The organism is Aeromicrobium sp., from assembly GCF_023146395.1.
In the GTDB taxonomy this organism is placed as follows: domain Bacteria; phylum Actinomycetota; class Actinomycetes; order Propionibacteriales; family Nocardioidaceae; genus Aeromicrobium.
The window spans coordinates 103,716-129,613 of the sequence record NZ_JAGLCD010000004.1 but is presented as its reverse complement, the minus strand read 5'-3'; the positions used below and the strand labels follow the sequence as shown (position 1 = coordinate 129,613).

26 protein-coding genes are annotated in these 25,898 nt (G+C 70.5%); 7 read left to right on the top strand and 19 right to left on the bottom strand.

What is annotated here, in order from left to right; all coding sequences use genetic code 11:
• Window positions 1-128: 128 nt before the first annotated feature.
• Window positions 129-1,856: a long-chain fatty acid--CoA ligase gene (locus tag KAG51_RS02645; RefSeq protein WP_290580342.1), complete on the top strand. Its 1,728-nt coding sequence runs from the start codon at window positions 129-131 to the stop codon at window positions 1,854-1,856.
• Here the strand turns inward: KAG51_RS02645 and KAG51_RS02640 are convergent.
• From KAG51_RS02640 to KAG51_RS02630, 3 genes are all read right to left on the bottom strand, one after another.
• Window positions 1,823-3,070, bottom strand: coding sequence for a hypothetical protein (locus tag KAG51_RS02640; protein ID WP_290580340.1), 1,248 nt, complete (start codon window positions 3,068-3,070; stop codon window positions 1,823-1,825). The genes KAG51_RS02645 and KAG51_RS02640 overlap by 34 nt on opposite strands.
• A 16-nt stretch (window positions 3,071-3,086) precedes the next feature.
• Window positions 3,087-4,082, bottom strand: a complete 996-nt coding sequence (locus KAG51_RS02635; RefSeq protein WP_290580338.1) for a C40 family peptidase — start codon at window positions 4,080-4,082, stop codon at window positions 3,087-3,089.
• A 152-nt stretch (window positions 4,083-4,234) separates the two neighbouring features.
• Window positions 4,235-4,465, bottom strand: coding sequence for a hypothetical protein (locus KAG51_RS02630; protein WP_290580336.1), 231 nt, complete (start codon window positions 4,463-4,465; stop codon window positions 4,235-4,237).
• Between the two features lie 126 nt (window positions 4,466-4,591).
• Here KAG51_RS02630 and KAG51_RS02625 point away from each other — a divergent pair, with 126 nt between their 5' ends.
• Window positions 4,592-6,256 (top strand): DEDD exonuclease domain-containing protein, encoded by a 1,665-nt coding sequence (locus KAG51_RS02625; protein WP_290580334.1) that lies wholly within the window; start codon window positions 4,592-4,594, stop codon window positions 6,254-6,256.
• A 3-nt stretch (window positions 6,257-6,259) separates the two neighbouring features.
• Here KAG51_RS02625 and KAG51_RS02620 read toward each other — a convergent pair whose 3' ends face one another.
• Genes KAG51_RS02620 through KAG51_RS02610 form a run of 3 tightly spaced genes read right to left on the bottom strand, consistent with a single transcriptional unit; the run spans window position 6,260 to window position 8,071 of the window.
• The gene (locus KAG51_RS02620; protein WP_290580332.1) at window positions 6,260-6,535 is read right to left on the bottom strand and encodes an Lrp/AsnC ligand binding domain-containing protein; all 276 of its coding nucleotides are present in this window, start codon (window positions 6,533-6,535) and stop codon (window positions 6,260-6,262) included.
• A 34-nt stretch (window positions 6,536-6,569) separates the two neighbouring features.
• Entirely contained in the window at window positions 6,570-7,607 is a 1,038-nt protein-coding gene (gene trpD, locus KAG51_RS02615) for an anthranilate phosphoribosyltransferase (protein ID WP_290580330.1), read from the bottom strand.
• Window positions 7,608-7,654: 47 nt separating this feature from the next.
• Complete coding sequence (locus KAG51_RS02610; protein ID WP_290580328.1) at window positions 7,655-8,071, bottom strand: response regulator; 417 nt, start codon at window positions 8,069-8,071, stop codon at window positions 7,655-7,657.
• Between the two features lie 84 nt (window positions 8,072-8,155).
• Here KAG51_RS02610 and KAG51_RS02605 point away from each other — a divergent pair, with 84 nt between their 5' ends.
• From KAG51_RS02605 to KAG51_RS02590, 4 genes are all read left to right on the top strand, one after another.
• A complete protein-coding gene (locus KAG51_RS02605) occupies window positions 8,156-8,734 on the top strand; it encodes a heme-copper oxidase subunit III (RefSeq protein ID WP_290581231.1) in 579 nt (192 codons plus the stop codon).
• An 84-nt stretch (window positions 8,735-8,818) separates the two neighbouring features.
• Window positions 8,819-9,673 carry a cytochrome c gene (locus KAG51_RS02600; RefSeq protein ID WP_290580326.1) on the top strand — a complete coding sequence of 285 codons (855 nt, stop codon included), beginning with the start codon at window positions 8,819-8,821 and terminating at the stop codon, window positions 9,671-9,673.
• Window positions 9,670-10,743: a Rieske 2Fe-2S domain-containing protein gene (locus KAG51_RS02595; RefSeq protein WP_290580324.1), complete on the top strand. Its 1,074-nt coding sequence runs from the start codon at window positions 9,670-9,672 to the stop codon at window positions 10,741-10,743. Before KAG51_RS02600 ends, KAG51_RS02595 begins: the two co-directional genes overlap by 4 nt.
• The gene (locus KAG51_RS02590) at window positions 10,743-12,446 is read left to right on the top strand and encodes a cytochrome bc complex cytochrome b subunit (protein ID WP_290580322.1); all 1,704 of its coding nucleotides are present in this window, start codon (window positions 10,743-10,745) and stop codon (window positions 12,444-12,446) included. The genes KAG51_RS02595 and KAG51_RS02590 overlap by 1 nt, the downstream gene beginning before the upstream one ends.
• 275 nt (window positions 12,447-12,721) lie before the next feature.
• Here the strand turns inward: KAG51_RS02590 and KAG51_RS02585 are convergent, their stop codons facing one another.
• The 11 genes from KAG51_RS02585 to KAG51_RS02535 form a co-directional block, all read right to left on the bottom strand.
• Window positions 12,722-13,972: an Ig-like domain-containing protein gene (locus KAG51_RS02585; protein WP_290580320.1), complete on the bottom strand. Its 1,251-nt coding sequence runs from the start codon at window positions 13,970-13,972 to the stop codon at window positions 12,722-12,724.
• 92 nt (window positions 13,973-14,064) lie between these two features.
• The gene (locus tag KAG51_RS02580) at window positions 14,065-14,460 is read right to left on the bottom strand and encodes a cytochrome c oxidase subunit 4 (RefSeq protein WP_290580318.1); all 396 of its coding nucleotides are present in this window, start codon (window positions 14,458-14,460) and stop codon (window positions 14,065-14,067) included.
• A 3-nt stretch (window positions 14,461-14,463) separates the two neighbouring features.
• Window positions 14,464-16,227, bottom strand: coding sequence for a cytochrome c oxidase subunit I (gene ctaD / locus KAG51_RS02575; protein WP_290580316.1), 1,764 nt, complete (start codon window positions 16,225-16,227; stop codon window positions 14,464-14,466).
• On the bottom strand, window positions 16,227-17,039 hold the full coding sequence (coxB, locus tag KAG51_RS02570; protein WP_290580314.1) for a cytochrome c oxidase subunit II: 813 nt from the start codon (window positions 17,037-17,039) through the stop codon (window positions 16,227-16,229). Before coxB ends, ctaD begins: the two co-directional genes overlap by 1 nt.
• Before the next feature lie 127 nt (window positions 17,040-17,166).
• Window positions 17,167-18,162, bottom strand: coding sequence for a carbohydrate kinase family protein (locus KAG51_RS02565; RefSeq protein ID WP_290580312.1), 996 nt, complete (start codon window positions 18,160-18,162; stop codon window positions 17,167-17,169).
• A gap of 470 nt (window positions 18,163-18,632) precedes the next feature.
• Window positions 18,633-19,007 carry an iron-sulfur cluster assembly accessory protein gene (locus tag KAG51_RS02560; RefSeq protein WP_290580311.1) on the bottom strand — a complete coding sequence of 125 codons (375 nt, stop codon included), beginning with the start codon at window positions 19,005-19,007 and terminating at the stop codon, window positions 18,633-18,635.
• Between the two features lie 93 nt (window positions 19,008-19,100).
• Window positions 19,101-20,225: a glycerate kinase gene (locus KAG51_RS02555; RefSeq protein WP_290580310.1), complete on the bottom strand. Its 1,125-nt coding sequence runs from the start codon at window positions 20,223-20,225 to the stop codon at window positions 19,101-19,103.
• A 26-nt stretch (window positions 20,226-20,251) separates the two neighbouring features.
• Entirely contained in the window at window positions 20,252-21,520 is a 1,269-nt protein-coding gene (locus tag KAG51_RS02550; RefSeq protein WP_290580309.1) for an aminotransferase class I/II-fold pyridoxal phosphate-dependent enzyme, read from the bottom strand.
• 28 nt (window positions 21,521-21,548) lie between these two features.
• Window positions 21,549-22,115: a hypothetical protein gene (locus KAG51_RS02545; RefSeq protein WP_290580307.1), complete on the bottom strand. Its 567-nt coding sequence runs from the start codon at window positions 22,113-22,115 to the stop codon at window positions 21,549-21,551.
• Between the two features lies 1 nt (window position 22,116).
• Window positions 22,117-23,028: a zinc metalloprotease HtpX gene (htpX, locus tag KAG51_RS02540; protein ID WP_290580305.1), complete on the bottom strand. Its 912-nt coding sequence runs from the start codon at window positions 23,026-23,028 to the stop codon at window positions 22,117-22,119.
• Window positions 23,003-23,659, bottom strand: a complete 657-nt coding sequence (locus KAG51_RS02535) for a PspA/IM30 family protein (protein WP_290580303.1) — start codon at window positions 23,657-23,659, stop codon at window positions 23,003-23,005. Before KAG51_RS02535 ends, htpX begins: the two co-directional genes overlap by 26 nt.
• Before the next feature lie 80 nt (window positions 23,660-23,739).
• On the opposite strand from KAG51_RS02535, the gene KAG51_RS02530 reads away from it, so the two are divergent.
• Window positions 23,740-24,309: a DUF3043 domain-containing protein gene (locus KAG51_RS02530; RefSeq protein ID WP_290580301.1), complete on the top strand. Its 570-nt coding sequence runs from the start codon at window positions 23,740-23,742 to the stop codon at window positions 24,307-24,309.
• Between the two features lie 233 nt (window positions 24,310-24,542).
• Here the strand turns inward: KAG51_RS02530 and KAG51_RS02525 are convergent, their stop codons facing one another.
• Window positions 24,543-24,743 (bottom strand): hypothetical protein, encoded by a 201-nt coding sequence (locus KAG51_RS02525; RefSeq protein WP_290580299.1) that lies wholly within the window; start codon window positions 24,741-24,743, stop codon window positions 24,543-24,545.
• Between the two features lie 38 nt (window positions 24,744-24,781).
• Window positions 24,782-25,873 carry a glycine cleavage system aminomethyltransferase GcvT gene (gcvT, locus tag KAG51_RS02520; RefSeq protein WP_290580297.1) on the bottom strand — a complete coding sequence of 364 codons (1,092 nt, stop codon included), beginning with the start codon at window positions 25,871-25,873 and terminating at the stop codon, window positions 24,782-24,784.
• Window positions 25,874-25,898 lie beyond the last annotated feature (25 nt).

Here is a 25,898-nt window from a genome sequence, read left to right as displayed (position 1 = left end):
CCTGCCTCGTGGAGGGTGTGGGAGTCATCGTATCCACGCCGGGGCCGTGCGCGCGGACGCCCACCTCCTCGCCTCGGGGGCGTCGGGTGGCAGCGGCGACGACTGCGCCCGGCGAGTAACCTGCCGACGTGAGTACCGACCCCTTCGACGGCAACCTGACCCTCGACGTCCTGGACCGCCTCGGCGAGCCCGACGCGCCGGCCCTGGCCAGGCGCACGCCGGACGGCTGGGGCGAGGTGTCGATCGGGACGTTCCACCGCGAGGTCACGGCCGCCGCCAAGGGCCTGGTCGCCAGCGGCGTGCAGCCGGGTGACCGCGTGGCGATCCTGTCCAAGACGCGGTACGAGTGGACCCTGCTGGACTACGCGATCTGGTGGGCCGGCGCCGTGACGGTGCCGATCTACGAGAGCTCGTCGGTCGCCCAGATCGCGTGGATCCTCAGCGACTCGGGAGCCGTCGCGTGCATCGCCGAGTCGGCCGCCCACGTCGAGCGGGTCAACGCCGCGAGCCCCGAGGCTCCGGCACTGCGCTCGGTCTGGTCGCTGGAGTCCGACGCCGTGGCCGCGCTGACGGCGACCGGTCACGACGTGAGCGATGCCGAGCTCGAGGCTCGACGCGCGACCCTCACGAGCCGGACCCCGGCCACCGTGATCTACACCTCCGGCACCACGGGCCGGCCGAAGGGCTGCGTCCTGACCCACGGCAACTTCCGGGCCGAGCTCGCCGGCGCGCTCGAGCGTCTCCCGCAGCTGTTCTCGGTCGAGGGAGCCTCCACGCTGCTGTTCCTCCCGCTCGCGCACGTCTTCGCCCGCATCATCCAGATCGGCAGCATCCGGTCGGGCACGGTGCTGGCACACACCGCCGACATCACCGACCTGACGACCCATCTCGGCGAGTTCCGGCCCACCTTCGTGCTCGCCGTGCCTCGCGTCTTCGAGAAGGTGTTCAACACGGCCAGCACCCGCGCCTGGGCCGACGGCAAGGGCAAGGTCTTCGACAAGGCGGTGGCCGTCGCAATCGCCGTCAGCCGCGCCGAGGCCGACGGGCGCAAGCCGAGCCTGGTGCTGCGGGGGCAGCACGCCCTGTTCGACCGACTCGTGTACGCCCGGCTGCGGGCCGCGCTCGGCGGGCGCGCCGACTGGGCGATCTCGGGCGGCGCGCCCCTCGGGGAGCGCCTGGCCCACTTCTACCGGGGCATCGGCATCACCGTGCTCGAGGGCTACGGCCTGACCGAGACCACGGCGGCCCTGACCGTCAACACCCCCGACGCGCACCGCGTCGGCACGGTCGGCCGGCCGTTCCCGCGCACCGAGGTCCAGGTCGCCGAGGACGGCGAGCTGCGCTTCCGCGGACCCCAGGTCTTCACCCGGTACTGGAACAACGAGGAGGCCACCGCGCAGGCAATCGACGCCGACGGCTGGTTCGCCACCGGCGACCTCGGCGACGTCGACGACGACGGCTACGTCCGGGTCACAGGTCGCAAGAAGGAGATCATCGTCACCGCGGGCGGCAAGAACGTCGCACCGGCGGTCCTGGAGGACCGGGTCCGGTCGAGCCCGGTCGTGAGCCAGTGCCTCGTGGTCGGCGACGGCAAGCCGTTCATCGCGGCCCTCGTGACGATCGATCCCGAGGGCTGGGACGGACCCCTGGACTCCCCCGAGCTCACCGCCGCGGTGCAGGACGCGGTCGACGACGCGAACACGCTGGTCTCACAGGCGGAGTCGATCCGGAAGTTCGTGATCCTCGACGAGGACTGGACCGAGGGGAACGGCTACTTGACGCCCTCGTTCAAGGTCAAGCGCACCGCGGTGCTGCGCGACTTTCACGACACGGTCGAGGCGCTGTACACGAGGTAGTCGCGCCACTGCGCCGTCAGCTCGGCCACCGAGGTGCCGACGCCCGCGAGAGCCTGCTCGACCGGGGTCCCCGCGACGACCTCGCGGTACACCTCCAGCACGGCCGCGTCACCCCCGTCGTCCCGGCCGAGCACCACGAGCGAGAGCCAGGCGCCCTGGTAAGCGGCTCCAGAGGTGGGACCGGCGAGGTCGTCATCGGCCGGGAGGGCCTCCGGCGGGCCTGACCGGGCGACCTGGGCCAGCAGGTCCCCCGCGGAGGTTGCGAGGGGTGCCGTGTCGTCGTGGAGCGCCACCCAGTCCGCGAAGCCCTCGACGAGCCAGGTGGGCGCCGCGGTGCCGATGCCGCCGGTCATCGCGTGCGTCAGCTCGTGGGTGACGATGATCTGACGACCGCGAGGATCCATCCGCTCGAACTCCGCAGGGTTGAGCACCACCACCGGGACGCCGGCGCCGGCCACCGTCGTCGCGACCCCGGCCACGCGGCCGAGGCCCTCGCTCCCGCGGCCGAGGATCGCCGCGGCCGACTCCCCCGACGACGGCACGATGACGGCGACCCGCGCCGTGGAGCCCGTGAGAGCGCTGACCTGCGCCGCTCCGGTGGCGGTCAGCGCGGCGGCCGCGGGAACGCCCGGTCCGTCGCCCGTGGCGACCGTGACCACCAGGGCGGACGAGGTGTCGTCGATCGTCACCTCACCGCTGAGCCACAGCGGCACGGGGTCGGACGCCGACCCGTCGCCGCGCGGCTCGAAGCCGAGCACGTCGACCGTCTCGGACCGGGTCGAGGGCCGGACCCGCGCCGCGACCGTGGCGGTGGACTCCGCGGCCGGGCCGAGCACCGCGTCCTCGCGGACGTCCCAGGTGACCCGCACGATGGCCGAGCGGGTGCCGTCCTCGCGGTCCGGCGCAGCACCGACGCTGACGAGCGCGAGGTCGACGTCGGCGACCCCCAGGGCCTCGCGGGCCTCCCAGCTCGCGGCCCCCACCGGGGCACCGTCGGGGCCGAACGCCGCGGACCACGAGGCGGGATCGGTCGCGGCGGCGGCCTGCGTCAGCTGGCTGCGCAGCCGGACGTCGAGCTCGGAGTCGTCAACCGACGGCGAGGTCGAGTCGCCCGACGACCAGGGTTGCTGCCAGAGCAGCAGGACGGCGACGAGGGCCACGAGCACCCCGAGGGCGACGAGCGTCGGGGACGCTCGACGGGGTGAGGAGCTCACGGCCGCACGGCTCGGCTCAGCCGAACCGGCCCGCCTTCGAGAAGTCTCCGCGCAAGGTCGTGACGCGCACCGAGCCACCCGAGCTGGGCGCCTCGACGACCTGACCGTTGCCGAGGTAGATCGCCACGTGGGACATGCTGGCGTAGAACACGAGGTCACCGGGCTGGATGTCGCTCATCGAGACCTTGGTGGAAGCGCTGTACTGGGCGCTGGCGGTACGGGGAATGCTGATGCCGGCGGCCGCGAACGAGGCCTTCGTCAGGCCCGAGCAGTCGTAGGAGTCAGGGCCGTTGCCGCCGTAGCGGTACGGCACGCCGATGCGGCTGAGCGCGAAGTCGACCGCCGAGCCGGAGAAGGCGCTCGGCGCCGCGGCGGGGTTGGCCGGCAGCGACGCGTTGTTGGCGGAGTCGAACTGGGCACGCTGTGCCTGGTCGAGCCGGGACAGCTGCGCCTGGGCCGCGTCGTACGCGCTCTGGACCTCGGCCTGCTTCGCATCGGCATCGGCCTTGTCGGCCTCGAGCTGGGCCGTGAGCTGCTGCAGCTGGGCCTGGCGGCTGGCCAGGTCGTCGGCCGTCTCCGAGGCGGCGTCGAGCGCCTCGGCCTGGGAGGCGTTGAAGGCCTGGACGGCGCTGAGCCCCTCGAGGAAGCTCGACGGGTCCTCGCTGCCGAGGAGGCTGGCGGTGGCGCCGAGCGGCGAGTCGATCTGCTGCTGGGCGATGACCGAGCCCAGAGCCGAGCGCTGCTCGTCGTACCGGGCCTGGATGTCGGCGATCTCGGTGTCGAGCGCGGCGATCGAGGCCTGCGCCGCGGCGATGTCGCTCGTGAGCTGGTTGACCTCTTCGTTCACTGCGGCGGCGGCGTTGAACGCCTGCTCGACCTGTGCGACGGCGTCGGCGCGCTCAGGCTCGGCCTGGGCGGAGCCGGCGACGAGGCCAGCACCGAGGACGACCGCCGTGACGGCGACGGCAACGCGATGAGAAACAGCTCGGGCAGGGTGGTGTGTGGAGGCCACGCACTTCTCCAGACGATCGGACACCGAGGCGTTCAGGCGTCTTCCCCACGACTGACCATCTCGGCGGAGCGTCCGACGCCGATCGGGGGGATCGGCGTTCTCCGGACGCACAAGGAGTCACCTTACGCGGGGGTGGGTAGCGCCTTCAAATCTCACGCGGTGTCGGAGTGGCGGTGCGGCGTGGCCGTGACGAGGCGAAGGGGCGGCACGAGACCGCCCTCGGCCAGCGCGTCCAGGGCCGTCTGCTCATCGGCAGCGATCTCGATGCCGGCGGGCGGTGCCCCCAGCAGGAACGTGACGACGCAGTCGCCGCAGGCGGCCGGGCTGCGCACGACGCACGAGTCGCAGTCGACGACGACGGGATCGTGGGGTTCGGTGTTCATGTCGTGGACGCTAGGCCCGCCCCCGGACAGTTTTCGCTCGATGCTGCCGGCTGGCGGCGCCGGTCGGGGTCCGCGAGCCCGCAGGTCCGGCGGGAGTGTCGGACCCCGCGCCTACCGTGGGCGTCCATGGCCACGCACGCACGCTGGAGCCAGGACTCCCTGGACGACCTGGGCCGCCAGCTCTCGGACGTCACGTTCTGCGTCGTCGACCTCGAGACCACGGGCGGCTCGCCGGCCAAGGGCTCGCGCATCACCGAGATCGGTGCGGTCAAGGTGCGCGGCGGCGAGGTCGTAGGAGAGTTCCAGACCCTCGTCAACCCCGATGAACAGATCCCCGCCTTCATCACGGTGCTGACCGGGATCACCGACGCGATGGTCGTCGCCGCACCGCGCATCGCCGAGGTCCTCCCGAGCTTCCTGGAGTTCGCGCGCGGCACGGTGCTCGTGGCGCACAACGCCCCGTTCGACATCGGCTTCCTCAAGCACGGCGCCCGCGAGCTCGAGATCCCGTGGCCGAAGTTCGAGGTGCTCGACACCGTGGTGCTCGCGCGCCGCGTGCTGCTCAAGGACGAGGTCCGCAACGTCAAGCTCTCCACCTTGGCCGCGCACGTCGGTGCCACCACGACGCCCAACCACCGCGCCCTGGCCGACGCCCGGGCCACGGTCGACGTGCTCCACCACCTGATCGGGCGTCTGGGCACGTTCGGCGTCCACTCGCTGGAGGAGACCCGCGAGTTCACCTCCACCGTCACCGCCGCGCAGCGCCGCAAGCGCCACCTCGCCGACACCCTGCCCCACACCCCGGGCGTCTACCTGTTCCGCGACCGTCGCGACGAGGTCCTCTACGTCGGCACCTCCGGCGACGTCCGCACCCGCGTGCGCTCCTACTTCACGCGGGCCGAGACCCGCACCCGCATGGGCGAGATGGTCGGCCTGGCCGAGCGGGTCGAGGCCGTGTCCTGTGCGACGCGCCTGGAGGCCCAGGTGCGCGAGCTGCGCCTGATCGCCCGGCACCGACCGCCGTACAACCGCCGCTCCAAGTTTCCCGAGCGCACGACCTGGCTGCGCCTCACCGTCGAGCCCTGGCCGCGGCTCTCGATCGTCACCGCCGTGGCTCCTGAGGCGCTCCACGTCGGGCCCTTCCGCGGGCGCGCCGACGCCGTCGCAGCCCTCGACGCCCTGCACGAGGTCTTCCGGATCCGTCAGTGCACCCAGCGGCTCGGCCGCGCCCCCCGCTCCTCGCCGTGCGTCCTCGCCGCGATGGGTCGCTGCCTGTCCCCGTGCGACCAGGCGGTCACCGCCGACCGGTACGCCGAGGAGGTCGGGCGACTTCGCGCGGCGCTGGAGTCGGACCCGCACGCCGTCGTCGAGGTGCTGGGCCGGCGCATGACCGCGCTCGCCGGGCAGGAACGCTACGAGGAGGCCGCGGTCGTCCGCGACCGGCTCGACTCACTCGTGCGGGGGGTGACCCGGACGCAGCGACTCCTCGAGCTCACGCGCGAGCCGGAGATCGTCGCGGCCTCACGCGTCGACCGGGGCTGGGAGATGCACGTCGTGCGCCACGGACGGCTGGCCGCCGCAGGCGTGCTCCCTCACGGCCGCCCCTATGCGCCGTGGCTGGCCCAGCTCCTGGCGACCGCCGAGACGGTCGAGCCCGGCGCCGGGCCGGCGCCGGCCTGCAGCGTCGAGGAGGTCGAGACCGTCCGCCGCTGGTTGACGTCCCCGGGCGTGCGCCTCGTCGCCGGCACGTGGCGCTCCGGCTTTCCGGGCGCGGCGCGTCACGTGCGGTGAGGCTCAGAGACCGAGGCTGAAGGCGGCGTCGAGGTCGTGCTGGCTCACGGTCCGGAACGCGATCTGCGTCTGGGTCGCCACGACGCCCTCGACCGTGTTGATGCCATCGGTCACCGTCGTCGCGACGTCGTCGATCGAGCGCACCCGCACCATCGCGACGAGATCGAGGTCGCCCGTGACCGAGTAGACCTCGCTGACTCCGGGAACCTGCGAGATCTCGTCGGCGATGCCCGAGAGACGGGCGACGTCGGCCTGGATGAAGACGATCGCGGTGATCACGTGCTCACCCTACGCCGAGGACCCGGCCGTGGGGCTAGTCGACGAGCGCCTCGGTCGCGGCGGCCCAGCGGGCCAGCACGTCGCGGGCCCGACCGGAGTCGATCGAGCCCCGGGCCTGCTCGACGCCAGCGGCCAGCCGCTCCACGAGCGTGCCGGGCTGCGCCGCGTGCGCGGCGATGCCCGCGCCGGCATTGAGCAGCACCGCATCGCGCGGGGCCCCGGACTCGCCGTCGAGCACCCGGCGGAAGACGTCGGCATTGTGCGCGACGTCGCCACCCGCGAGCGCCTGGGCCGGCGCGAGATCGAGCCCGAGGTCGACCGGGTCAAGAGTCTCCTCCACGACCGCACCGCCGGCCACGACCCACACGCGCGAGGACGTCGTGATCGTGAGCTCGTCCAGGCCGTCGTCGCCGCGGAACACCAGGCCGTCGTTGCCACGCTCCGCGAGCACCCCGGCCATCAGGGGGGCCATGCGTGCGTCAGCGCAGCCGATCGCGATGGCGGGGGGCGCGGCGGGGTTCGTCAAGGGGCCCAGGAAGTTGAACGTCGTGGGGATGCCGATCGCGGAGCGCGCGGGGCCCACGTGTCGGAAGGAGGGATGGAACACCCGGGCGAAGCAGAAGGTGATCCCCGCCCGCTCGTACACGTCGAGGATGCGCTCGGCCGGCACGTCCAGCCGCACCCCCAGGGCCTCCAGCACGTCCGCCGAGCCGCTCGAGCTCGAGGCGGAACGGTTGCCGTGCTTGACCACCCCGGCGCCAGCACCGGCCGCCACGACCGCCGACATCGAGGAGATGTTGACGGTGTTGGCGAGGTCGCCGCCCGTGCCGACGATGTCCAGGACACGGTCGGTCACGGTGAGCCGGACCGCCGACGCGAGCATCTGGTCGGCCAGCGCCTGCAGCTCGCCCCGGGTCTCACCCTTGGTGCGCAGGGCCACCGCGAAGGCGGCGATCTGCGGGTCGGACGCCTGGCCGTCGAGGATCTCGCCCATCGCCCATCGGACGGCCTCGGGCTCGAGGTCGCGACGGGAGGTCAAGGTCGACAGGACGTCGGGCCAGGTGTGGGTCATGCGACCAGCCTGCCGTATCAGCGCCGTGCTCGGAGTCAGCGCCGGTGTCAGCGCTGGGCCACGACGTCGCGCACGACGCCGAGGACCGTCTCCGCGAACGTCAGCGGGTCGATCGGGTGGCTCGCGACGGCATCGGCGCGCGACCAGTGCGCGAGCCAGGTGTCGCCCGGTCGGCCCGTCACGACCACGACCGGCGGGGCCTGGAAGATCTCGTCCTTGATCTGTCGGGCGATGCCGAGACCACCGACCGGCACCGACTCGCCGTCGAGGATCACCAGATCGATCCGGTGGGACGCACGCGACTCGTCGAGGTGCTCGAGCACGACCGCATGGGTCGCGACCTCCACGAATTCCAGCGGAGGCAGATCCGGATGCGGCCGGGGTCCCAGGGCGCGCAGCACGGCTTGACGGACGTCGCGGTCGTCGCTGTAGACGAGGACACGCAGGGGGCGGTCACTGGACACGTTCGGATCGTACATAATGATGCCGTGGCGACTACTTCCGCGATCCCCGCGTCCCGACTTCACGGCCAGGAGGGCCGCCCGTCCATGGTGACGGTCGGCACGATCATCTGGTTGGCCAGCGACCTGTTGTTCTTCGCGGCGTTGTTCGCCGCGTACTTCACGGTCCGCAACGTCACCCCGGAGCTCTGGGCCCAGGAGACCGAGCTGCTGAACTTCCCGTTCGCGGCGACCAACACCTCGATCCTGGTGGCCTCCTCGGTCACCTGCCAGCTCGGCGTCTTCGCCGCGGCACGGGGCAAGGCCGGCCGCAGCGCGGGCCTCTTCAACGTCCGTCAGTGGGGCATGCGCGAGTGGTTCGGCCTGTCGTTCGTCATGGGCGCGATCTTCGTCGGCGGCCAGGCCACCGAGTACGCCGAGCTCATCGAGCACGGCCTGACCCTCTCGTCGTCGGCCTACGGCAGCCTCTTCTACCTCGCCACGGGCTTCCACGGCATCCACGTCGTGGCGGGCCTCATGGCCTTCCTGCTCGTCATCGGGCGCACGTTCGTGACGCGCAAGTTCACCCACGAACAGGCGATCAGCGCGATCGTCGTGTCGTACTACTGGCACTTCGTGGACGTCGTCTGGGTGGCGCTGTTCGCCTCCATCTACATCTTGCAGTGAGCAAGGCTCACCTAACCCACTCATCCGCGCTCGCGCGCGGTTACGCTGTAGCCAACGACATCCTGTAGTAGTCACGACATCGAAGTGAGGTACCCGGTGCGCACCTTGTCGACCCGGCGACGGCATCCCCTGGCCGGCGTCTTCGTGATCTTGGGGGCACTGGGCATCGCCGCCGTGCTCTACATGGCGTTCGCCCCCAAGGGAGCCACGGCCGACACGTCCTCACTCGACGACATCGAGGCCGGACGCGAGCTGTTCGTCATCGGATGCGCGAGCTGCCACGGCCAGAACGCCGAGGGCATCGTCACCGCCAGCGGCGGCAACTACGGCCCCTCGCTGATCGGTGTCGGCGCGGCCGCCGTCGACTTCCAGGTCGGCACGGGCCGCATGCCGATGGCCCAGACCGCCCCGCAGGCGCCGCGCAAGACTCCGGAGTACACGGCCGAGGAGACCAAGCAGCTCGCGGCCTACATCGCCTCGCTGGGCCCCGGCCCGGCCATCCCCGAGGAGGAGTACCTCGACGTCGAGAACGCCTCGGCCGAGGAGATCAGCCTCGGAGGCGAGTTCTTCCGCACCAACTGCACCGCGTGCCACAACTCCGTCGGCGCCGGCGGCGCCCTGCCCGACGGTCGCTACGCGCCCACGCTGAAGGGCGTCAGCGCCAAGCACATCTACGAGGCCATGCAGACCGGGCCGCAGCAGATGCCCGTCTTCTCCGACGACGTCATCACGCCCGAGGACAAGCGCGCGATCATCGCCTACATCAAGGCCATCCAGGACGAGCCCAACTACGGCGGCTTCGGCGGCGGGGGCATCGGCCCCGTGGCCGACGGCATCTGGGTCTGGCTCTTCGGTATCGGCGGTCTCGTCGGCTTCGCGATCTGGATCGCGGCCCACGGAACCCGATCCACCAAGAAGCCGAAGGGAGCCCAGCAGTGAGCGAGCTGGACAAGCACGGTTCCAACCTCCCGGTCGCGGAGCCGATCCCCGACCCGGGTCTGCCGGAGCACCAGTACCGCGTCACCGACGTCGACGAGTCGCAGGCCCGCCGCACCGAGCGCCAGATCTCGCTGATGTTCGGGATCGCGACGCTGCTCGCGATCGGCTTCTGCGTCGCCTACGTCACCGTCGACTTCGAGACCACGTTCCTGGGCTGGTCGGCGCAGAACTTCGCGCTGGGCATGACCCTCGGCGGCGCTCTGCTGCTGATCGGCGTCGGCATCATCCAGTGGGCCAAGAAGATCATGCAGGACCACGAGATGATCGAGATGCGGCACCCGGCGAAGTCGTCCGACGACGACCGCGTGGCCGTGCTCGCCGATCTGAACGCCGGCATCAAGGAGTCGCAGATCGGTCGTCGACCGCTCATCCGCAACTCCCTGCTGGGCGCCGTCGGCGCCCTGGCGCTGCCGGGCGTCTTCCTGCTGCGCGACCTCGGTCCGCTCCCCCACAGCCAGGCGCACACGGTCTGGAAGAAGGGCATGCGGGTCGTCAACGACATCTCCGGACTGCCGCTGCGGCCCTCCGACATCGAGGTCGGTCAGCTCATCAACGGTGAGCCGGCCGTGTTCTTCCCCGCCGAGGGCGAGGAGGAGGCCGAGATCCACGGGCACGAGCTCCTCGCCGCCAAGGCCAAGGCCGCGGTCGTCGTGGTGCGCATGCGCCCGGACGACATCACCCCTGATGCCGAGAAGGCCAACTGGGGCATCGACGGCATCCTCTGCTACTCCAAGATCTGCACCCACGTCGGTTGCCCGATCTCGCTGTGGGAGCAGCAGACCCACCACCTGCTGTGCCCGTGCCACCAGTCGACGTTCGACCTGGCCGACAACGGCAAGGTCATCTTCGGCCCCGCCCATCGTCCGCTCCCTCAGCTTCCGCTGGGACTGGACGCGCAGGGCTACATCATCGCGATGAGCGACTTCCCCGACATCGTGGCCCCGAGCTACCCCGAGCTGGCTCGTGACCAGAAGCGGCTCGACGACGAGAACAACCGGGACGGTGCGTGATGGCGACGGACACCTACACCCCCATCCAGGACACCAAGGGCGGCAAGAAGGCCGCGGGTCCCGTGGGCTGGATCGACGACCGCCTCGGCGTCGCCGGCATCGCGCGCAAGAACATGCGCAAGATCTTCCCCGAGCACTGGTCGTTCATGCTCGGCGAGATCGCCCTGTGGAGCTTCGTGATCCTGCTGATCACCGGCACCTTCCTGACCCTGTGGTTCCAGCCCAGCATGGCCGAGACGGTCTACAACGGGTCCTACGAGCCGCTCAAGGGCATCGAGATGTCGCAGGCCTACGCCTCGACGATCGACATCTCCTTCGACATCCGCGGTGGCCTGCTGATGCGGCAGATCCACCACTGGGCCGCGGCGCTGTTCGTGGCCTCGATGATCGTGCACATGCTGCGCGTGTTCTTCACCGGTGCCTACCGCAAGCCGCGTGAGGTCAACTGGCTCATCGGCGTCGGCCTGATCGCGCTCGGCATGGTCGAGGGCTTCGCGGGCTACTCGCTTCCCGACGACCTTCTGTCGGGCACGGGCCTCCGCTTCGTCGACGGACTGATCCGGTCGATCCCGTTCGTGGGCTCGTACCTCGAGTTCTTCATCTTCGGAGGCGAGTTCCCCGGCGACATCATCATCCCGCGCCTCTACATGGCACACATCCTGCTGATCCCGGCGCTGCTGCTGGGGCTCATCGCGGCCCACATGCTGCTGCTCGTCTACCACAAGCACACGCAGTGGCCTGGGCCCGGACGCACCAACGAGAACGTCGTCGGCTACCCGATGCTCCCGGTCTACGCGGCCAAGGCGGGCGGCTTCTTCTTCATCGTGTTCGGCTTCACGGCCCTCTTCAGCGCGATCATCCAGATCAACCCGGTCTGGGCGTACGGTCCGTACAACCCGGCCGAGGTCACGGCCGGTTCCCAGCCTGACTGGTACATGGGCTTCTCCGAGGGCCTCGTGCGCCTCATGCCGGGCTGGGAGAGCACGATCTTCGGCTGGACGTTCAGCTGGAACGTGGTCATCCCGGGCATGGGTGGCCTGGGTCTGCTGTTCACCTCGCTCGCCCTGTGGCCGTTCATCGAGCGCTGGATCACCCAGGACGACCGTGAGCACCACCTGCTCGAGCGTCCCCGTGACGCTCCGACGCGCACGGCGCTCGGCGTGGCCGGCATGACGGCGTACGGCGTCGGCTGGGCCGCGGGCGGCAACGACATCATCGCGACGCACTTCCACCTCGACATCTACACGCTGACGTGGATCTTCCGGATCGGGTTCTTCCTGTTCCCGGTCATCGCGTTCCTGATCGTGCGCCGCATCTGCATCGGTCTGCAGCACCGTGACCACGACAACGTGCTGCACGGCTACGAGACCGGCGTCATCGAGCGGTCGCCCTCGGGCGGCTACACCGAGCGTCACGCTCCCCTGCCGGCCAGCACGCAGTACGAGCTCACGGCGCGCCAGCGCCTCCCACAGCTGGAGGCTGCCGTGGTCGTCGACGCCAACGGTGTCGAGAACCAGGCCGGTCGCAAGGAGCGTCTGCGGGCTCGCCTGCGGCACTTCTACTACCAGGGCGTGCTCGACAAGCCCACGGTCGACGAGGTGCACCATGCCGAGGAGCACCTGTCGCACTTCGAGGGTCACCCGAACAGCCACGGCGACGACTTCGGCGGCGTGTCCGACGCGGGTGTCCCGAAGCAGCACTGACGCTTCAGCACCACCTCACCACGCCGAAGGCCGGCTCCCCCGCGGGGGAGCCGGCCTTCGGCGTTCTCGCCCCCTGCGCCCGGGGCCGTCTGGTCGGCGCTGACTCGCGCAGCAGGCAGGTGGGCGGGACGGCGGGCGGGTGACTCTGGTCCGATCCACGGCCCTGCGCGGTGGTCCAGGTCCAGATCTCCTGTGCCGTGCCGCGCCAGGCTCACCGCCCCCACCGGGACACGGCCTCTCGCTCAGCGCTCCCCCGCGACACCAGAGGAGGGGGGTCAGGCGGGCTCCTGGTACAGCGCGGAGCCCTTCTGGTACTCCTCCCACGGCACGTTCCAGTCGGTCCAGCCGTTACCCGGCTCGAGACGACGGGACCCGTTGACGAAGTTGACGACGTCGCCGCGCAAGGACTCGGAGAAGACCTTGCCCGCGTTCTCGGTGCTCATGCCGACGCAGCCGTGGCTCACGTTCGCGTGACCCTGCTGACCGACCGACCAGGGCGCCGCGTGGATGAACTCCCCCGAGTAGGTCAGCCGCATGGCCCACCGGACGCCTTCGACGCGGTAGTAGTTGGGGTCGCTGCTGTCGACGCCGGTCGTGGCCGCATCCATGTCGATCGACTCGTGCTTCTCCATGATGATCTTGGTGCCGATGCGCGTCTGGTGGCTGGAGTCGCCGGTCGTGACGGGGTAGGTGCCTGCCGGCTGGCCGTCCCGCTCGACCGACATCGTGTGACCGGCGATGTCGACCGTGATCACGTGGGAGCTGCCGACCTGGAAGTCGATCACGCGGCTCTCCTGGCCGTAGCGCCCGTCACCGCCGGGAACGCTGTTGAGGTCGAGCTGGACCTGCACGGACGTGCCGGCCTGCCAGTACTCCTGGGGACGCCAGTGCGCCTCGGTGTCGCTGAGCCAGTACCAGCCGCCCGTCTGGGCCGGCGTACTGGCCACGGCCATGTGCTGCTCGAACGAGGCGTGATCGGTCACCGGGTGGTCGAAGAGCACCACGACCGGCATGCCGACACCCACCGTCTCGCCCGCGAGCGGGGCCACCGACGGGAAGATCTCGTCATCGTCGGCCACCGCCATCGAGGTGAACGACCGGCTGAGCTCGGTGGTCTCGCCGTCGTCACCGACGGCCGTGGCCGCGAGGGTGTAGCTCGTGCCCGGCTCCAATCGGTCCGACGCCGCCCAGGTCGTGGCGTGGTCACCAGCGGGATCGGTCGAGCTGGCGGGCTCGGCCTCGCTGGCAGGGCCGTCCGTGCTGCTCGGCCCCTCCGCCGACTCGGTGACCGGGGCGCCCTCGATCGCGGTTCCGTCGGCCGCCGTGAGCGTGACCGCCTCGAACGTCCCGTGCTGCAGCGTGACCTCCACGACCGTCGAGATGTCGACGTCGACCGCGGCGTCGTCGACGTTGGCCCCCAGCTCGGCGGCCCGCTCCTGGTCGGCCTTCGGCGTCGACGAGCCTCCACCGGTGCACCCGGCCAGCGCGAGGACGGTCAGGAGGGCGAGGAACAGGAGCTTCTTCACCCGAACCATGCTACGCGCCAACCAAGAACCGCCCGCCCCGCACAGACGGCAGGACGGGCGGTGTCGGCGAGGAGCGCGGGCCCTCTACCGAGTCAGTGCTTGTGCACGCCTCGGTAGAACTCGAACACCCAGCCGACGAGCGCCACGGCGCCCACCGCGACGCCGATGATGAACAGCCACCAGCCGAACACGACGCCGAGCACGACCGTCGCGAAGGACATCGCGGCCCACAGCGGCCACCAGCTGGAGGCCGGGAAGAACCCGAGCTCACCGGCACCGTCGATGATCTCCGCGTCGCTGCGGTCCTCGGGGCGCTCGGGGATCTGACGGGCGACGACGGCCAGGTAGAACCCGATCAACACGCACAGCAGCGTGGTCATGAGCAGCGCCACCGACCCCGTGGGATCGCTCGTGAGCACCCAGTAGATCGGGGTGATGAGCGCGAAGAAGATGCCGCACGACGCGATCGTCCAGAGCTCAGCCTTCATGGGTCAGGACTCCTTGCCGTCGTTGAGGTGCTCGGACCCGGGCTTCCCGGACACGTCCGGCGCATCGGCGAAGGCCGAGTGCTCGTCGGGGTTGTCCTGCAGCTCGAGCGCCGCGATCTCGGGGTGGTGCAGATCGAAGGCGGGGCTCTCGGACCGGATGCGCGGCAGCGAGTGGAAGTTGTGCCGCGGCGGGGGCGAGCTCGTGGCCCACTCCAGCGAACGGCCCCAGCCCCACGGGTCGTCCAGGCCGACCGGCGGGTTCTTGCGCGACTTCCAGACGTTCAGGAAGAACGGGATCATCGAGGCACCCAGCAGGAAGGCACCCACCGAGGAGATCTCGTTGAGCGTCGTGAAGCCGTCGCTCGGCGCATAGTCGACGTACCGCCGCGGCATGCCCTCGATGCCCAGCCAGTGCTGGACCAGGAAGGTCAGGTGGAAGCCGATGAACAGCAGCCAGAAGTGGATCTTGCCGAGCTTCTCGTCGAGCATGCGCCCGGTGATCTTCGGCCACCAGAAGTAGAAGCCGGCGAACATCGCGAACACGACGGTGCCGAAGACCACGTAGTGGAAGTGCGCCACGACGAAGTAGGAGTCCGACAGCTGGAAGTCGAGGGCCGGCGAGGCCAGGATGACGCCCGTCAGACCACCGAAGAGGAAGGTCGTGAGGAAGCCCAGCGAGAAGATCAGGGGGGTGTCGAAGGACAGAGATCCCCCCCATAGTGTGCCGATCCAGTTGAAGAACTTGACTCCGGTGGGCACCGCGATCAAGAACGTCATGAAGCTGAAGAAGGCCAGGTCGACCGAGCCCGTGACGTACATGTGGTGGGCCCACACCGCGACCGACAGCGCCGCGATCATCAGCGTGGCGCCGACGAGTCCGACGTAGCCGAAGATCGGCTTGCGGGCGAAGACCGGCAGGATCTCGGTCACGATGCCGAAGAACGGCAGGGCGAGGATGTAGACCTCGGGGTGGCCGAAGAACCAGAACAGGTGCTGCCACATGATCGGCCCGCCGTTGGCGGCGTCGAACACGTGGGCGCCGAACATGCGGTCGGCCCCCAGCGCCAGGAGCGCCGCGCCGAAGATCGGGAAGGCGATCAGCGCGAGCAGGCTCGTGACGAGCGCGTTCCACACGAAGATCGGCATGCGGAACATCGTCATGCCGGGTGCACGCATGCAGAAGATCGTGGTGGTGAAGTTCACCGCACCGAGGATCGTGCCGATGCCCGAGAGGTACAGGCCCATGACCCACAGGTCGCCGCCGACACCGGGCGAGTTGATGCCGTCCGAGAGGGGGGCGTAGGCGAACCAGCCGAAGCTGGCCGCACCGCTGGGAGTGAAGAAGCCCGAGACCGCGATCAGCGAGCCGAACAGGTACAGCCAGTAGCTGAACATGTTCAGGCGTGGGAACGCGACGTCCGGAGCACCGATCTGCAACGGCATGATGACGTTGGCGAAGCCGAAGAACAGCGGCGTCGCGAACATCAGCAGCATGATCGTGCCGTGCATCGTGAAGAGCTGGTTGTACGTCTCGTCGTCGACGAACGTCGTGCCCGGTCGCGCCAGCTCGGCGCGGATCACCAGGGCCATGATGCCGCCGATGATGAAGAACGCGAACGACGTGACCAGGTACATGTTGCCGATGACCTTGTGATCGGTCGTCGTCAGACAGGTCACGATCTTCTGCGGCAGCGTCCGGCCCGCGACCAGCGGCGCCGGCCCGTCGTGGGCCTCACCGGTGTCGAACGCGGCGGTGGTGGTGGCCATCAGTCCTCGGCTCCTTCGGGATCGAGACCGGCGATCTTGTCAGCTTCGTCGGCGCCGGTCGGGCGACCGACGTTGCCGTCGCTCTGGAGCGACTCCAGGTGCGCGTCGTACTCGGCGCGAGAGACCACGTTGACCTTGAAGATCATCCGCGAGTGGTAGAGGCCGCACAGCTCCGCGCAGCGACCCGTGAAGGTGCCCTCACGCGTCGGGGTGACGTCGAAGGAGTTCACCTTGCCCGGGACGACGTCCATCTTGAAGTAGAACTCCGGGATCCAGAACGAGTGGATCACGTCGGGCGACTTGAGGTCGAAGCGCACCGACTCGTCGACGGCCAGCCACAGCTCGGCCGGGGCCTCGGGCGTGCCGAAGTCGTACACGTCGACGCCGCCGGTGGCGTCCTCGTCGAGGTAGTTGAAGGCCCACTGCCACTTCGAGCCGATGACCTCGATCGTGTGGTCGGGCTCGTCGACCTTCTCCAGGATCGCGTTCTGCGCGGTCACGGTGTGGAAGAAGAAGACCGCGACGATGATGACCGGCGCGAAGGTGTACAGCGCCTCGATCGGCAGGTTGTAGCGGATCTGGACGGGAACCTCGTCGTCGCTGCGACGGCGGTACCGCACCATGCACCACACGAGCAGGCCGAAGACCAGCGCGAAGATGACCGCGGTCGCGATCCAGGCGCCGAGCCAGAGGTTCCAGACGTGATCGGTTCGATCGCTTCCGGCCACCGGGAGCGCCAGGCGCTTGATGTCGGAGTCGTCGACAGGAGAGCAGCCGCTCAACACGACCGCTGCGAGGGCGAGAACCGCCAACTTCAATCGACCCACGGGGCGCCTTTCTGGTTCAAGATCGTCGCGTGATGACAGGTGCACAGTACTACCAGCGCATCGCCTGTCAGGAGATAAGGACACCCTATCTACGACAGAGTGTCGGAGACGCCTAGGGGTGGCTGCCGGAGATCGTCAGGGCCCCGCCGACACGCTCGGCAGCAGGATCACCGTACGCACCCGCCAGGCGCGCCAGGAAGGCGTCCCGCTCGAGCGTGTACTCCTGGGTACCGGTGGTCTCGACGACGCTGGCGGCGATCGTGCTGCCGATCTGCGCACACGTCGTGAGGTCCAGGCCCGCGGCCAGGCCGGCGAGGAATCCACCGCGGAAGCTGTCGCCGACGCCTGTGGGGTCGACCGCCGTGACGCCGGGGATCGCGTGGACCTCGAGGCGGGTGCCGTCGGTGTCGATCACGGTGACGCCGTCCTTGCCGCGCGTGATGACCTGCACGCCCACTGCGGCCTTGACCTCGTCGGCGGTCCATCCGGTCTTCTGCTGGACGAGGGCCGCCTCGTAGTCGTTGGTGAACAGGTAGGCGGCACCGTCGATGAGCTGGCGGATCAGGTCGCCGTCGGCCCAGGCGAGCTGCTGCGACGGATCGGCGGCGAAGGGCAGGCCGATCTCGCGCGCTGCCTGGGTGTGGCGCAGCATCGCACCCGGATCGTCGGGGCCGATCAGGAGCAGGTCGATGGGGCTCTCGCCGTGCAGGGCGGCGACATCGATCGAGCCGGCCTCGGCCATGGCCCCGGGGTAGAACGTGACGATCTGGGCGTGAGCCTCGTCGGTCGTGATGGTGCACAGCGCGGTGTGCAGCGACGGCGAGACGTGCACGCGCGAGCAGTCGACCCCCGCCTTCTCGAGCCAGGCCTGGTAGCCCTGGTCGGCGAAGTCGCGGCCGACGGCAGCCACGAGGGTGGGCCGCTGGCCCAGGTTGGCCAACGCGAAGGTGATGTTGCCCGCGCAGCCACCGCGGCGGATGTCGAGATCCTGCACCAGGAACGAGACCGACAGCTTGTCGAGCTGATCGGGCACGAGCGAGTCCGAGAAGCGCCCGGCGAACGTCTGCAGGTGGTCGGCGGCGATGGAGCCGGCGATGGCGAGATGCATGGGGCGAGCCTAGACGGTCCGGCGGGTGCCGCAGGCGAGTACCCGCGGAATGTCGTGACCCTCACCCCCACCACCTGCCGGTCGAGTGGGCCGACGGCCGAGGCCGCCCCCCACCCGCTGGTCGAGTGGGCCGACGGCCGAGGCCGCCCCCCACCCGCTGGTCGAGTGGGCCGAGGAACGAGGCCCGTATCGAGACCCCGCAACACCAACGGCTCCCTGCACCACCGGCGGGTGGTGCAGGGAGCCGTCAGCTCACCCCCACCATCCGCTGGTCGAGTGTGCAGGGCGCCCAGCGCCCGGAACGTATCGAGACCCAGCAAGACAAACAGCTCCCCGCACCACCGGCGGGTGGTGCAGGGAGCCGTCAGCTCACCAGGGTCTCGATACAGCCGACCGGCTTCGCCGGTGGACGACTCGACCTCTCGCGATCGTCGCTCGCAGGGCTCGCGAGATCGCTCGACCTGGGGTGGTTAGTGGAAGGAGTCGCCGCAGGCGCAGGAACCGGTGGCCATCGGGTTGTCGATCGTGAAGCCCTGCTTCTCGATCGTGTCGACGAAGTCGATCGTGGCGCCGTGCAGGTACGGCAGGCTCATGCGGTCGACGACGACGTTGACGCCGTCGAAGTCGCGGATCTCGTCGCCGTCGAGCGTGCGCTCGTCGAAGAAGAGCTGGTAGCGCAGGCCCGAGCAGCCACCCGGCTGGACGGCGATGCGCAGGGCGAGGTCGTCACGACCCTCCTGCTCGAGGAGGCTCTTGACCTTGGCGGCCGCGACGGACGAGAGCGTGATGCCGTCGGCCGGCGGGCTGGACTGGATCTCGACGTCGGTGCTGCTCTCGACGGTCATGTCATCTCCTGCGGTCGGGTGCGAGGTGTCGAACGGGTCAACCGTGCCCGGCACGATTCTGTTCCCGGTCATCTCCATCGTACGCGCCGAACCTCACGCCGAGGGCGACCACGTGCGCGCGACGCGCTCGGCGAGGGCGGCCAGGTGCGTCGCCGGGTCCGCCAGAGCGGCCGCCTCCCCCGCGAGATCGACCACGGCGTACGCGGACTCCACGCCCATCGCCCGCATCTCGCGGGCCCCGACGTCGACACGACCTGCGAGGACGATGCACGGCCGGGCGTGCCGCGCGGCCGCCTCCGCGACCCCGAAGACGGCCTTGCCTGACCGCGACGAGATGTCGTAGGCGCCCTCCCCCGTGACCACGAGGTCGGCGGCGGCGATGTGCGCGTCGATGCCGATCGCGTCGAGCACGACCTGGGTGCCCGGTACGAGCTCGGCCCCCAGCACGGCGAGCGCGAAGCCCAGGCCCCCGGCCGCGCCGGCGCCCTCGATCTCGGCGATGCGTCGCTGTGACGGGGCGGTGCCACAGACCGCGTCGACGAAACCGTCCAGCACCCGGTCGACGCGCCAGATCTGCTCATCGTCCAGCCCCTTCTGCGGGCCGAACGTGCGCGCGGCCCCGAACATCCCCAGGAGCGGGGCCCGGACGTCGATCGCGGCCACGAGGTCGACGCCGGCGAGCTGCGCGCGGACCGCCGTGAGATCGACCCGCGTGACGCCGTCGAGGCCTTCGGGCCCCTCCGTGAGGTCGACGTCGGCCGTGGCTCCCAGCGCCGCGAGCAGGCCGGCGCCTCCATCCGACGTGACCGACCCGCCGAGCCCCACGACGATCCGTCGGGGCCGCAGGGCGAGCGCGGCGACGAGAGCCTGGCCGACCCCGCTCGTGGACGCCCGCATCGGCTCGGCGCGCGGTTCGAGATCGTGCCCGCACGCCTGGGCCGACTCCAGGTGCACCGTGACCCCGCCGCCGGCGGACTCGGTCGCCACGAGGTCGACGGGCACCGGCGTGCCCAGCGGGCCGCGCACCGTGACCGTCTCGACCTGGCCGCCGAGCGCGTCGGCCAGGACGCCGGAGAACCCGGGGCCCCCGTCGGCCACCGGCAGGCACGTGAGGACGTCCGCGGGCGCCTGACGCGCCCATCCGTCGGCGATCGCCGAGGCGGCCTGCGCGGCACTCAACGTGCCGGCGAACTTGTCCGGCGCGACCAGGACCCTCACCGTGCGGCCACGTCAGACGAGCCGGGTCACGGGGTCAGGGCCTTCTCCGCCGCCGCGAGCAGCACGCACGTGGCGAGGGCCTCCATCGCGGCCTCGAGATCGGCCAGCGACGGGAAGGACGGCGCGATGCGGATGTTGCGGTCCCGCGGGTCGGACTTGTACGGGAAGGACGAGCCGGCCGGCGTCAGGGCCAGGCCGATGTCCTTGGCGAGCTGCACGACACGCGTGGCCGTGCCGTCGACGACGTCGAGGCTCACGAAGTAGCCGCCGCGCGGCTGGGTCCACGTCGCGACGTCGTGCTCGGCGAGCCGCTCGTGGAGCACCCGCTCGACGACCGCGAACTTCGGCGCGAGGATCTCGCGGTGCTGGTCCATGAGCGCCAGCACGCCGTCGGCGTCGCGCAGCAGGCGGGCGTGACGCAGCTGGTTGACCTTGTCGGGCCCGATCGTGCGCACCTGGACGTGCTGGAGGTACCAGGCGATGTTCTCGGGCGAGCCGCCCAGGAAGGAGACACCGGATCCGGCGAACGTGATCTTCGAGGTCGAGGCGAAGACGAGCGGCCGGTTCGGGTGGCCCGCGGCCGAGGCGAGCCCGAGGATGTCGGGCGTCTTGACGCGCTCCGGCGTGAGGTGGTGCACCGCGTAGGCGTTGTCCCAGTAGAGACGAAAGTCCGGTGCTCCGGTCTCGAGGCCGGCCAGCTCGGCCGCGACGGCCTCGCTCACGACCGCGCCCGTCGGGTTGGCGTACGTGGGCACGATCCACAGCCCCTTGACCGCCGGGTCGGCCGCGTGCTGACGCACCTGGGCGACGTCGGGGCCGTCCTCGTGCAGGTCGATCGGGATCAGGCGGAAGCCGAGATGCTCGGCGAGCGCGAAGTGACGGTCGTAGCCCGGCGAGGGGCACAGGAACGCGATGTCCTGCCCCGCCCAGGGCGTGGGCGACTCGGGGGTGCCGTGCAGCAGGGCGAACGCGAGGGTGTCGTGCATCAGCGCCAGGCTGGCGTTGTCGGCAGCCAGCAGCTGGTCGACCGGGATGCCGAGGAGATCGGCGAAGATGGCGCGCAGCTCAGGAAGACCCTGGAGTCCGCCGTAGTTGCGGGTGTCGGTGCCGTCGGCCGCGCGGTAGTCGTCGCCGGGCAGGTGGAGCAGGCCGGACGCGAGATCGAGCTGCTCGGGCGAGGGCTTGCCGCGCGTGATGTCGAGCGTGAGGCCGGCCGATCCCAGCATGGCGTAGGCCGCCTCCTGCTGGGTCTTGAAGGCGGACAGCTCGTCGGTCGTCAGTGACGTGAGGCTCACGTCACTCAACCTACAAGGGAGTCCGGACTCACGGCAGGTGCGGTGCACCCCAGAGGGCGAGCCATCGGCTGAGGTCGGCCTCGACCGGCACGTCCTGGCCGATGACACCGCGGACCTGGAGCTCGAGGGCGTTGTCGCGCGTCTGCGTGCCGGTCGGCGCGAACGGGTAGAAGGTGCCGCGCTTGAACAGGTAGACCAGCCCCAGGCGACCTCCGGCCGGCGTCGCGAAGACGACCGTCGAGCACAGCAGCGAGCTGCCGAAACCCGCCTGGTCGAGCCCGGAGTTCACCGCGTGGAGGTCGGTGCAGAGACCGGGCGCGTCACCGGGACGGGTCACGCTGATCCAGTGGAACCCGAACGCGTCGTCGGTGCGCTCGACCGTGGCACTGCCGTCGAGCCGCACGAGCTGCTCGGCCTCGTCGATCGAGACGTTGTCGGCGTTGCCCTCGACGTCACGGAAGCACACACCACCGGTGCCGGTGAACGTGAAGCCCTGGGCCTCGAGCGAGATGACCGCCTGAGGCACCTGGAAGAGGATGTCGAGGTCGGCCTGCGGCGGCTTGCTGCGACCCAGCAGGGAGTCGAACAGGCCCATGTCAGTGCTCCCCCAGCTCGCGGCTGATCTGCTGCAGCTGCGCGAGGCGCTGCTCCAGCGGCGGGTGGGTCGAGAACATCGCCGACACCGACTCCCGGTTGAGCGCCGGAGCGAAGAAGAAGGCGCTGACGGCTCCGGTGTCGCGCAGGTCGCGCGACGGGATGCGGGCCATGTCGCCGGAGATCTTGCTGAGGGCCGAGGCGAGCTGCGACGGCTGGCCCGTGATGTAGGCACCGGAGCGATCGGCACTGAGCTCGCGGTACCGCGACAGGGACCGGGTCAGCAGGAAGCTGATGGCGTAGACCACGACGCTGACCAGGATCACGATCAGGAAGCCGATCGCCCCGTTGCGGTTGCGGGACCGGCCCATGCCCAGGTACATGCCCCACCGGGTGATGAAGCCGGCGAGCAGCCCCAGCGTCGAGGCCACGGTCATGACCGTGACGTCGCGGTTGGCCACGTGCGCCAGCTCGTGCGCCAGGACGCCCTCGAGCTCCTCTGCCGTGAGCCGGTTCAGGATCCCGGTCGTGACGCAGACGGCCGAGTGGTTCGGCGTGCGCCCCGTGGCGAAGGCGTTGGGGATGTCGGTCTGGGCCACGGCGACGCGCGGCTTCGGCATGTCGGCCAGGGCGCAGAGACGGTCGATCATGGCGTGCAGCTCCGGCGCCTGGTGCGGCTCGACGACCGTCGCCCGCATCGACTTGAGCGCGAGCGTGTCGGAGAAGTACCACTGGCTCCACGCCATCGTGAGCACGATGGCCAGCGCGATGACACCACCGCCGACGCCGCCGCCGTTGAAGAAGACGGTGATGAGCACGGCGCCGAAGACGACGTAGAGCAGGCCCAGCGCGAAGCTGACCCCGCCCATCCGCCAGGTCAGGCCGGGGTCACTCCGGAAGCGGCTTCGGGCCATGACGGCCCCCTTCCTCGAGGGTCTGCTGCGGATCGCCGGACGCGAAGAGCCGGTCCCAGCTGGCGGTGTCGGTGGGGTCGGCGAGCTCGTCGTAGGCCGCCGCGGTGGCCTCGGCCTCGCGGGTGTGGCGCTCGACGTCGTCGAGGTCGCCGGCGATCGCACCGTTGTCGCGGTTGATGCGATGCATCTCGGTCTTGGCGGTCGCCGCCGACTCGCGGGCGACGAGGGTGTCCTTGCGGATGCGGAAGTCCTCGATCTGGGTCTGCACCTGGTCGGCCGTGTCGGTGAGACGCCGCTCGTCGGCCTGCAGCGTGGCGTGACGCTCGGTGAGGTCGGCGATCGCCTTCTCCATCGTGACCTTGCGGGTCAACGCGGACCGGGCGCCGTCGTCGTCGCCGGCTGCCACCCGCTCCTGGGCCGCGGCGTCGACCTGGGCGGCCTGCTGCTGCAGCTTGTTCAGCTGGAGCTCGACGCGGCGGCGGTTCGTGGCGAGGTCGGCCAGGGCCCGGCGCAGCTGCGCAAGCGTGGCCTGCTGGTCGCGCACGGTCGCGTCCATGCGCTCGCTCCAGCCCGCGTCGTCCGCGTGCCGACGTGAGCGGGCGATGCCCCGCATCCGGTCCCACAGCCCCATGGCAGCAGCGTACGGGGCCCGCGGAAGCCCGCGGCCGACACCTCGACCGGCCGGTGGGGCCCGGTCGATAGGGTGACGCCGTGACCGACGAGCAGACTTCCGAGCCCGCGCGCAAGAACCGGCCCACGCCGAGCCGCAAGGAGGCCGAGGCAGCCCGTCGACAGGAGCGTCGTCCGGCGCTGACCCGCAAGCAGCGCGCCGAGCAGGACCGGCGCCGTCGTCAGGAGATCCGCGCGAAGCAGCGCGAGGCACTCAGCTCGGGCCGGGGCGAGTACCTGCCGCCCCGCGACCAGGGACCCGTCAAGGCGTACGTGCGCGATCACGTCGACCGCCGGCACAACATCGCCGAGTTCCTGCTGCCGATCCTCGTCTTCATGCTGCTGTTCAACATCTTCGGTCCGCAGTTCCTGAACGCCCGCGCCACCGCCACGGTCGTCAGCCTGCTCTGGTCGTTCACGATCGTGGCGACGCTGTTCGACGAGATCCTGCTCGTGCGCAGCCTCAAGAAGGGTCTGCGTGAGCGGTTCCCGGACGCCGCGCCGTTCAAGGGCACGACGTCGTACGCGGTCCTGCGCAGCAGCCAGATCCGTCGCCTGCGTCTGCCCAAGCCGGCGATCCAGCGCGGCGAGGACTTCAAGACACGCTACTGAAGTTCAGCCCTGCCGGCACCCGACCCGCTGATCGAGTGTTCGCGAGGAACGAGCGAACGTATCGAGATCAAGGCCCAGTCGGGTTGACTCCCTCGGTCGGAGCGACCGGTGGCTGAGGAACCCGTCACCTGACCGGGTCTCGCTCCCCCTACGACTTCGTCGTGGGAGGTGCCCCCACGGCCGCTCGCAGAGCTCGCAACCACTCGACCACTGGGTGGTTCGGCCCGGCGTGGTCACTCCTCCCCGGGGCTGAGCGACATCGGTCCGTAGACCTGCGTCTCTCCCTCGAAGAGTCGCACCTGGGCGACGCCGTCGTCGGCCAGGTCGGCGAACGCCTCGCCGATCCAGGACTCCGCGTCGCCGCGTGCCTCGAACGGTGCCGACGTGCCGACCTCGGTGCCGTCGGCGTCCTCGTACTTCCAGGTCCAGGTCATGTCGGTCTCCTGACGTCGGTGGAACGGTCGGGTGGGGGTCAGCTGCTCGTGGACGGACTCACGAACGGCGCCTTGACCACCGTGAACGGCTCGGAGCGCTTGCGCACGTCGACCGTGACGGACGCTCCCTCCGGCACGCCCGGCTCGAGCAGGGCGAGGCCGATCCCCTGGCGCAGGGTGGGCGAGAAGGTACCGGAGGTGATCTCGCCGATGACCGATCCGTCGCCGTCACGCACGACCATGCCCGGGCGCGGGATGCCGCGGCCGTCGGCGCGCAGGGCCCGCAGGGTGCGCACGGTCTTCTCGCTCCGCTGCCGCTCGAGGGCGGCCTTGCCCCAGAACTCGGGCTTGCTCCAGCCGACGGCCCAGCCCGAGCGGGCCATGACGGGGCTGATCTCGCTCGACAGCTCGTGGCCGTGGAGCGGGTAGCCCATCTCGGTACGGAGGGTGTCGCGGGCGCCGAGACCGGCCGGCGCGATGCCGTGCGGCTCCCCCGCGGCGAGCACGGCGTCCCACACCGCGGGCGCCCCGGCGGCGGGGACGACGAGCTCGTAGCCGCGCTCCCCCGTGTAGCCCGTGCGGCAGACCGTGAACTCGTGCCCGTCGATCGCGCCGGTCTCGAACGACATGTACTCGTGGTCGATCGGGAGGCCGAGGGCCGTGAGCACCTCGTCACTCTTCGGGCCCTGGACCGCGATGACCGCGAGCTCACGGTGCTGGTCGACGACCTCGATGCCCTCGGGCGCCGCCGCCTGCAGACGGGCGACGACCGCGGCGGTGTTCGCGGCGTTGGGGATCAGAAAGACCTCGAAGGCGCTGCGCAGGTAGACGATCAGGTCGTCGACCGTGCCCCCGTCCTCGTCGCAGCACAGCGTGTACTGCGCCTTGCCGGGGGTGATCCGGTCGAGGTCGTTCGTGAGGCACCGGTTGACGAAGTCGGCCGCCCCCGTGCCCCGCACCACGGCCTTGCCGAGGTGGCTGACGTCGAAGACCCCCACCGCGTCGCGAACGGCGGTGTGCTCGCTGACGACGCCCGAGTACTCCAGGGGCATCTCCCAGCCGCCGAACTCGGCGAACTTCGCGCCGAGCGCGACGTGACGATCGTGCAGGGGCGAGTGCAGCAGATCCATGGCGGACAACCTAGCGGCCCACGCT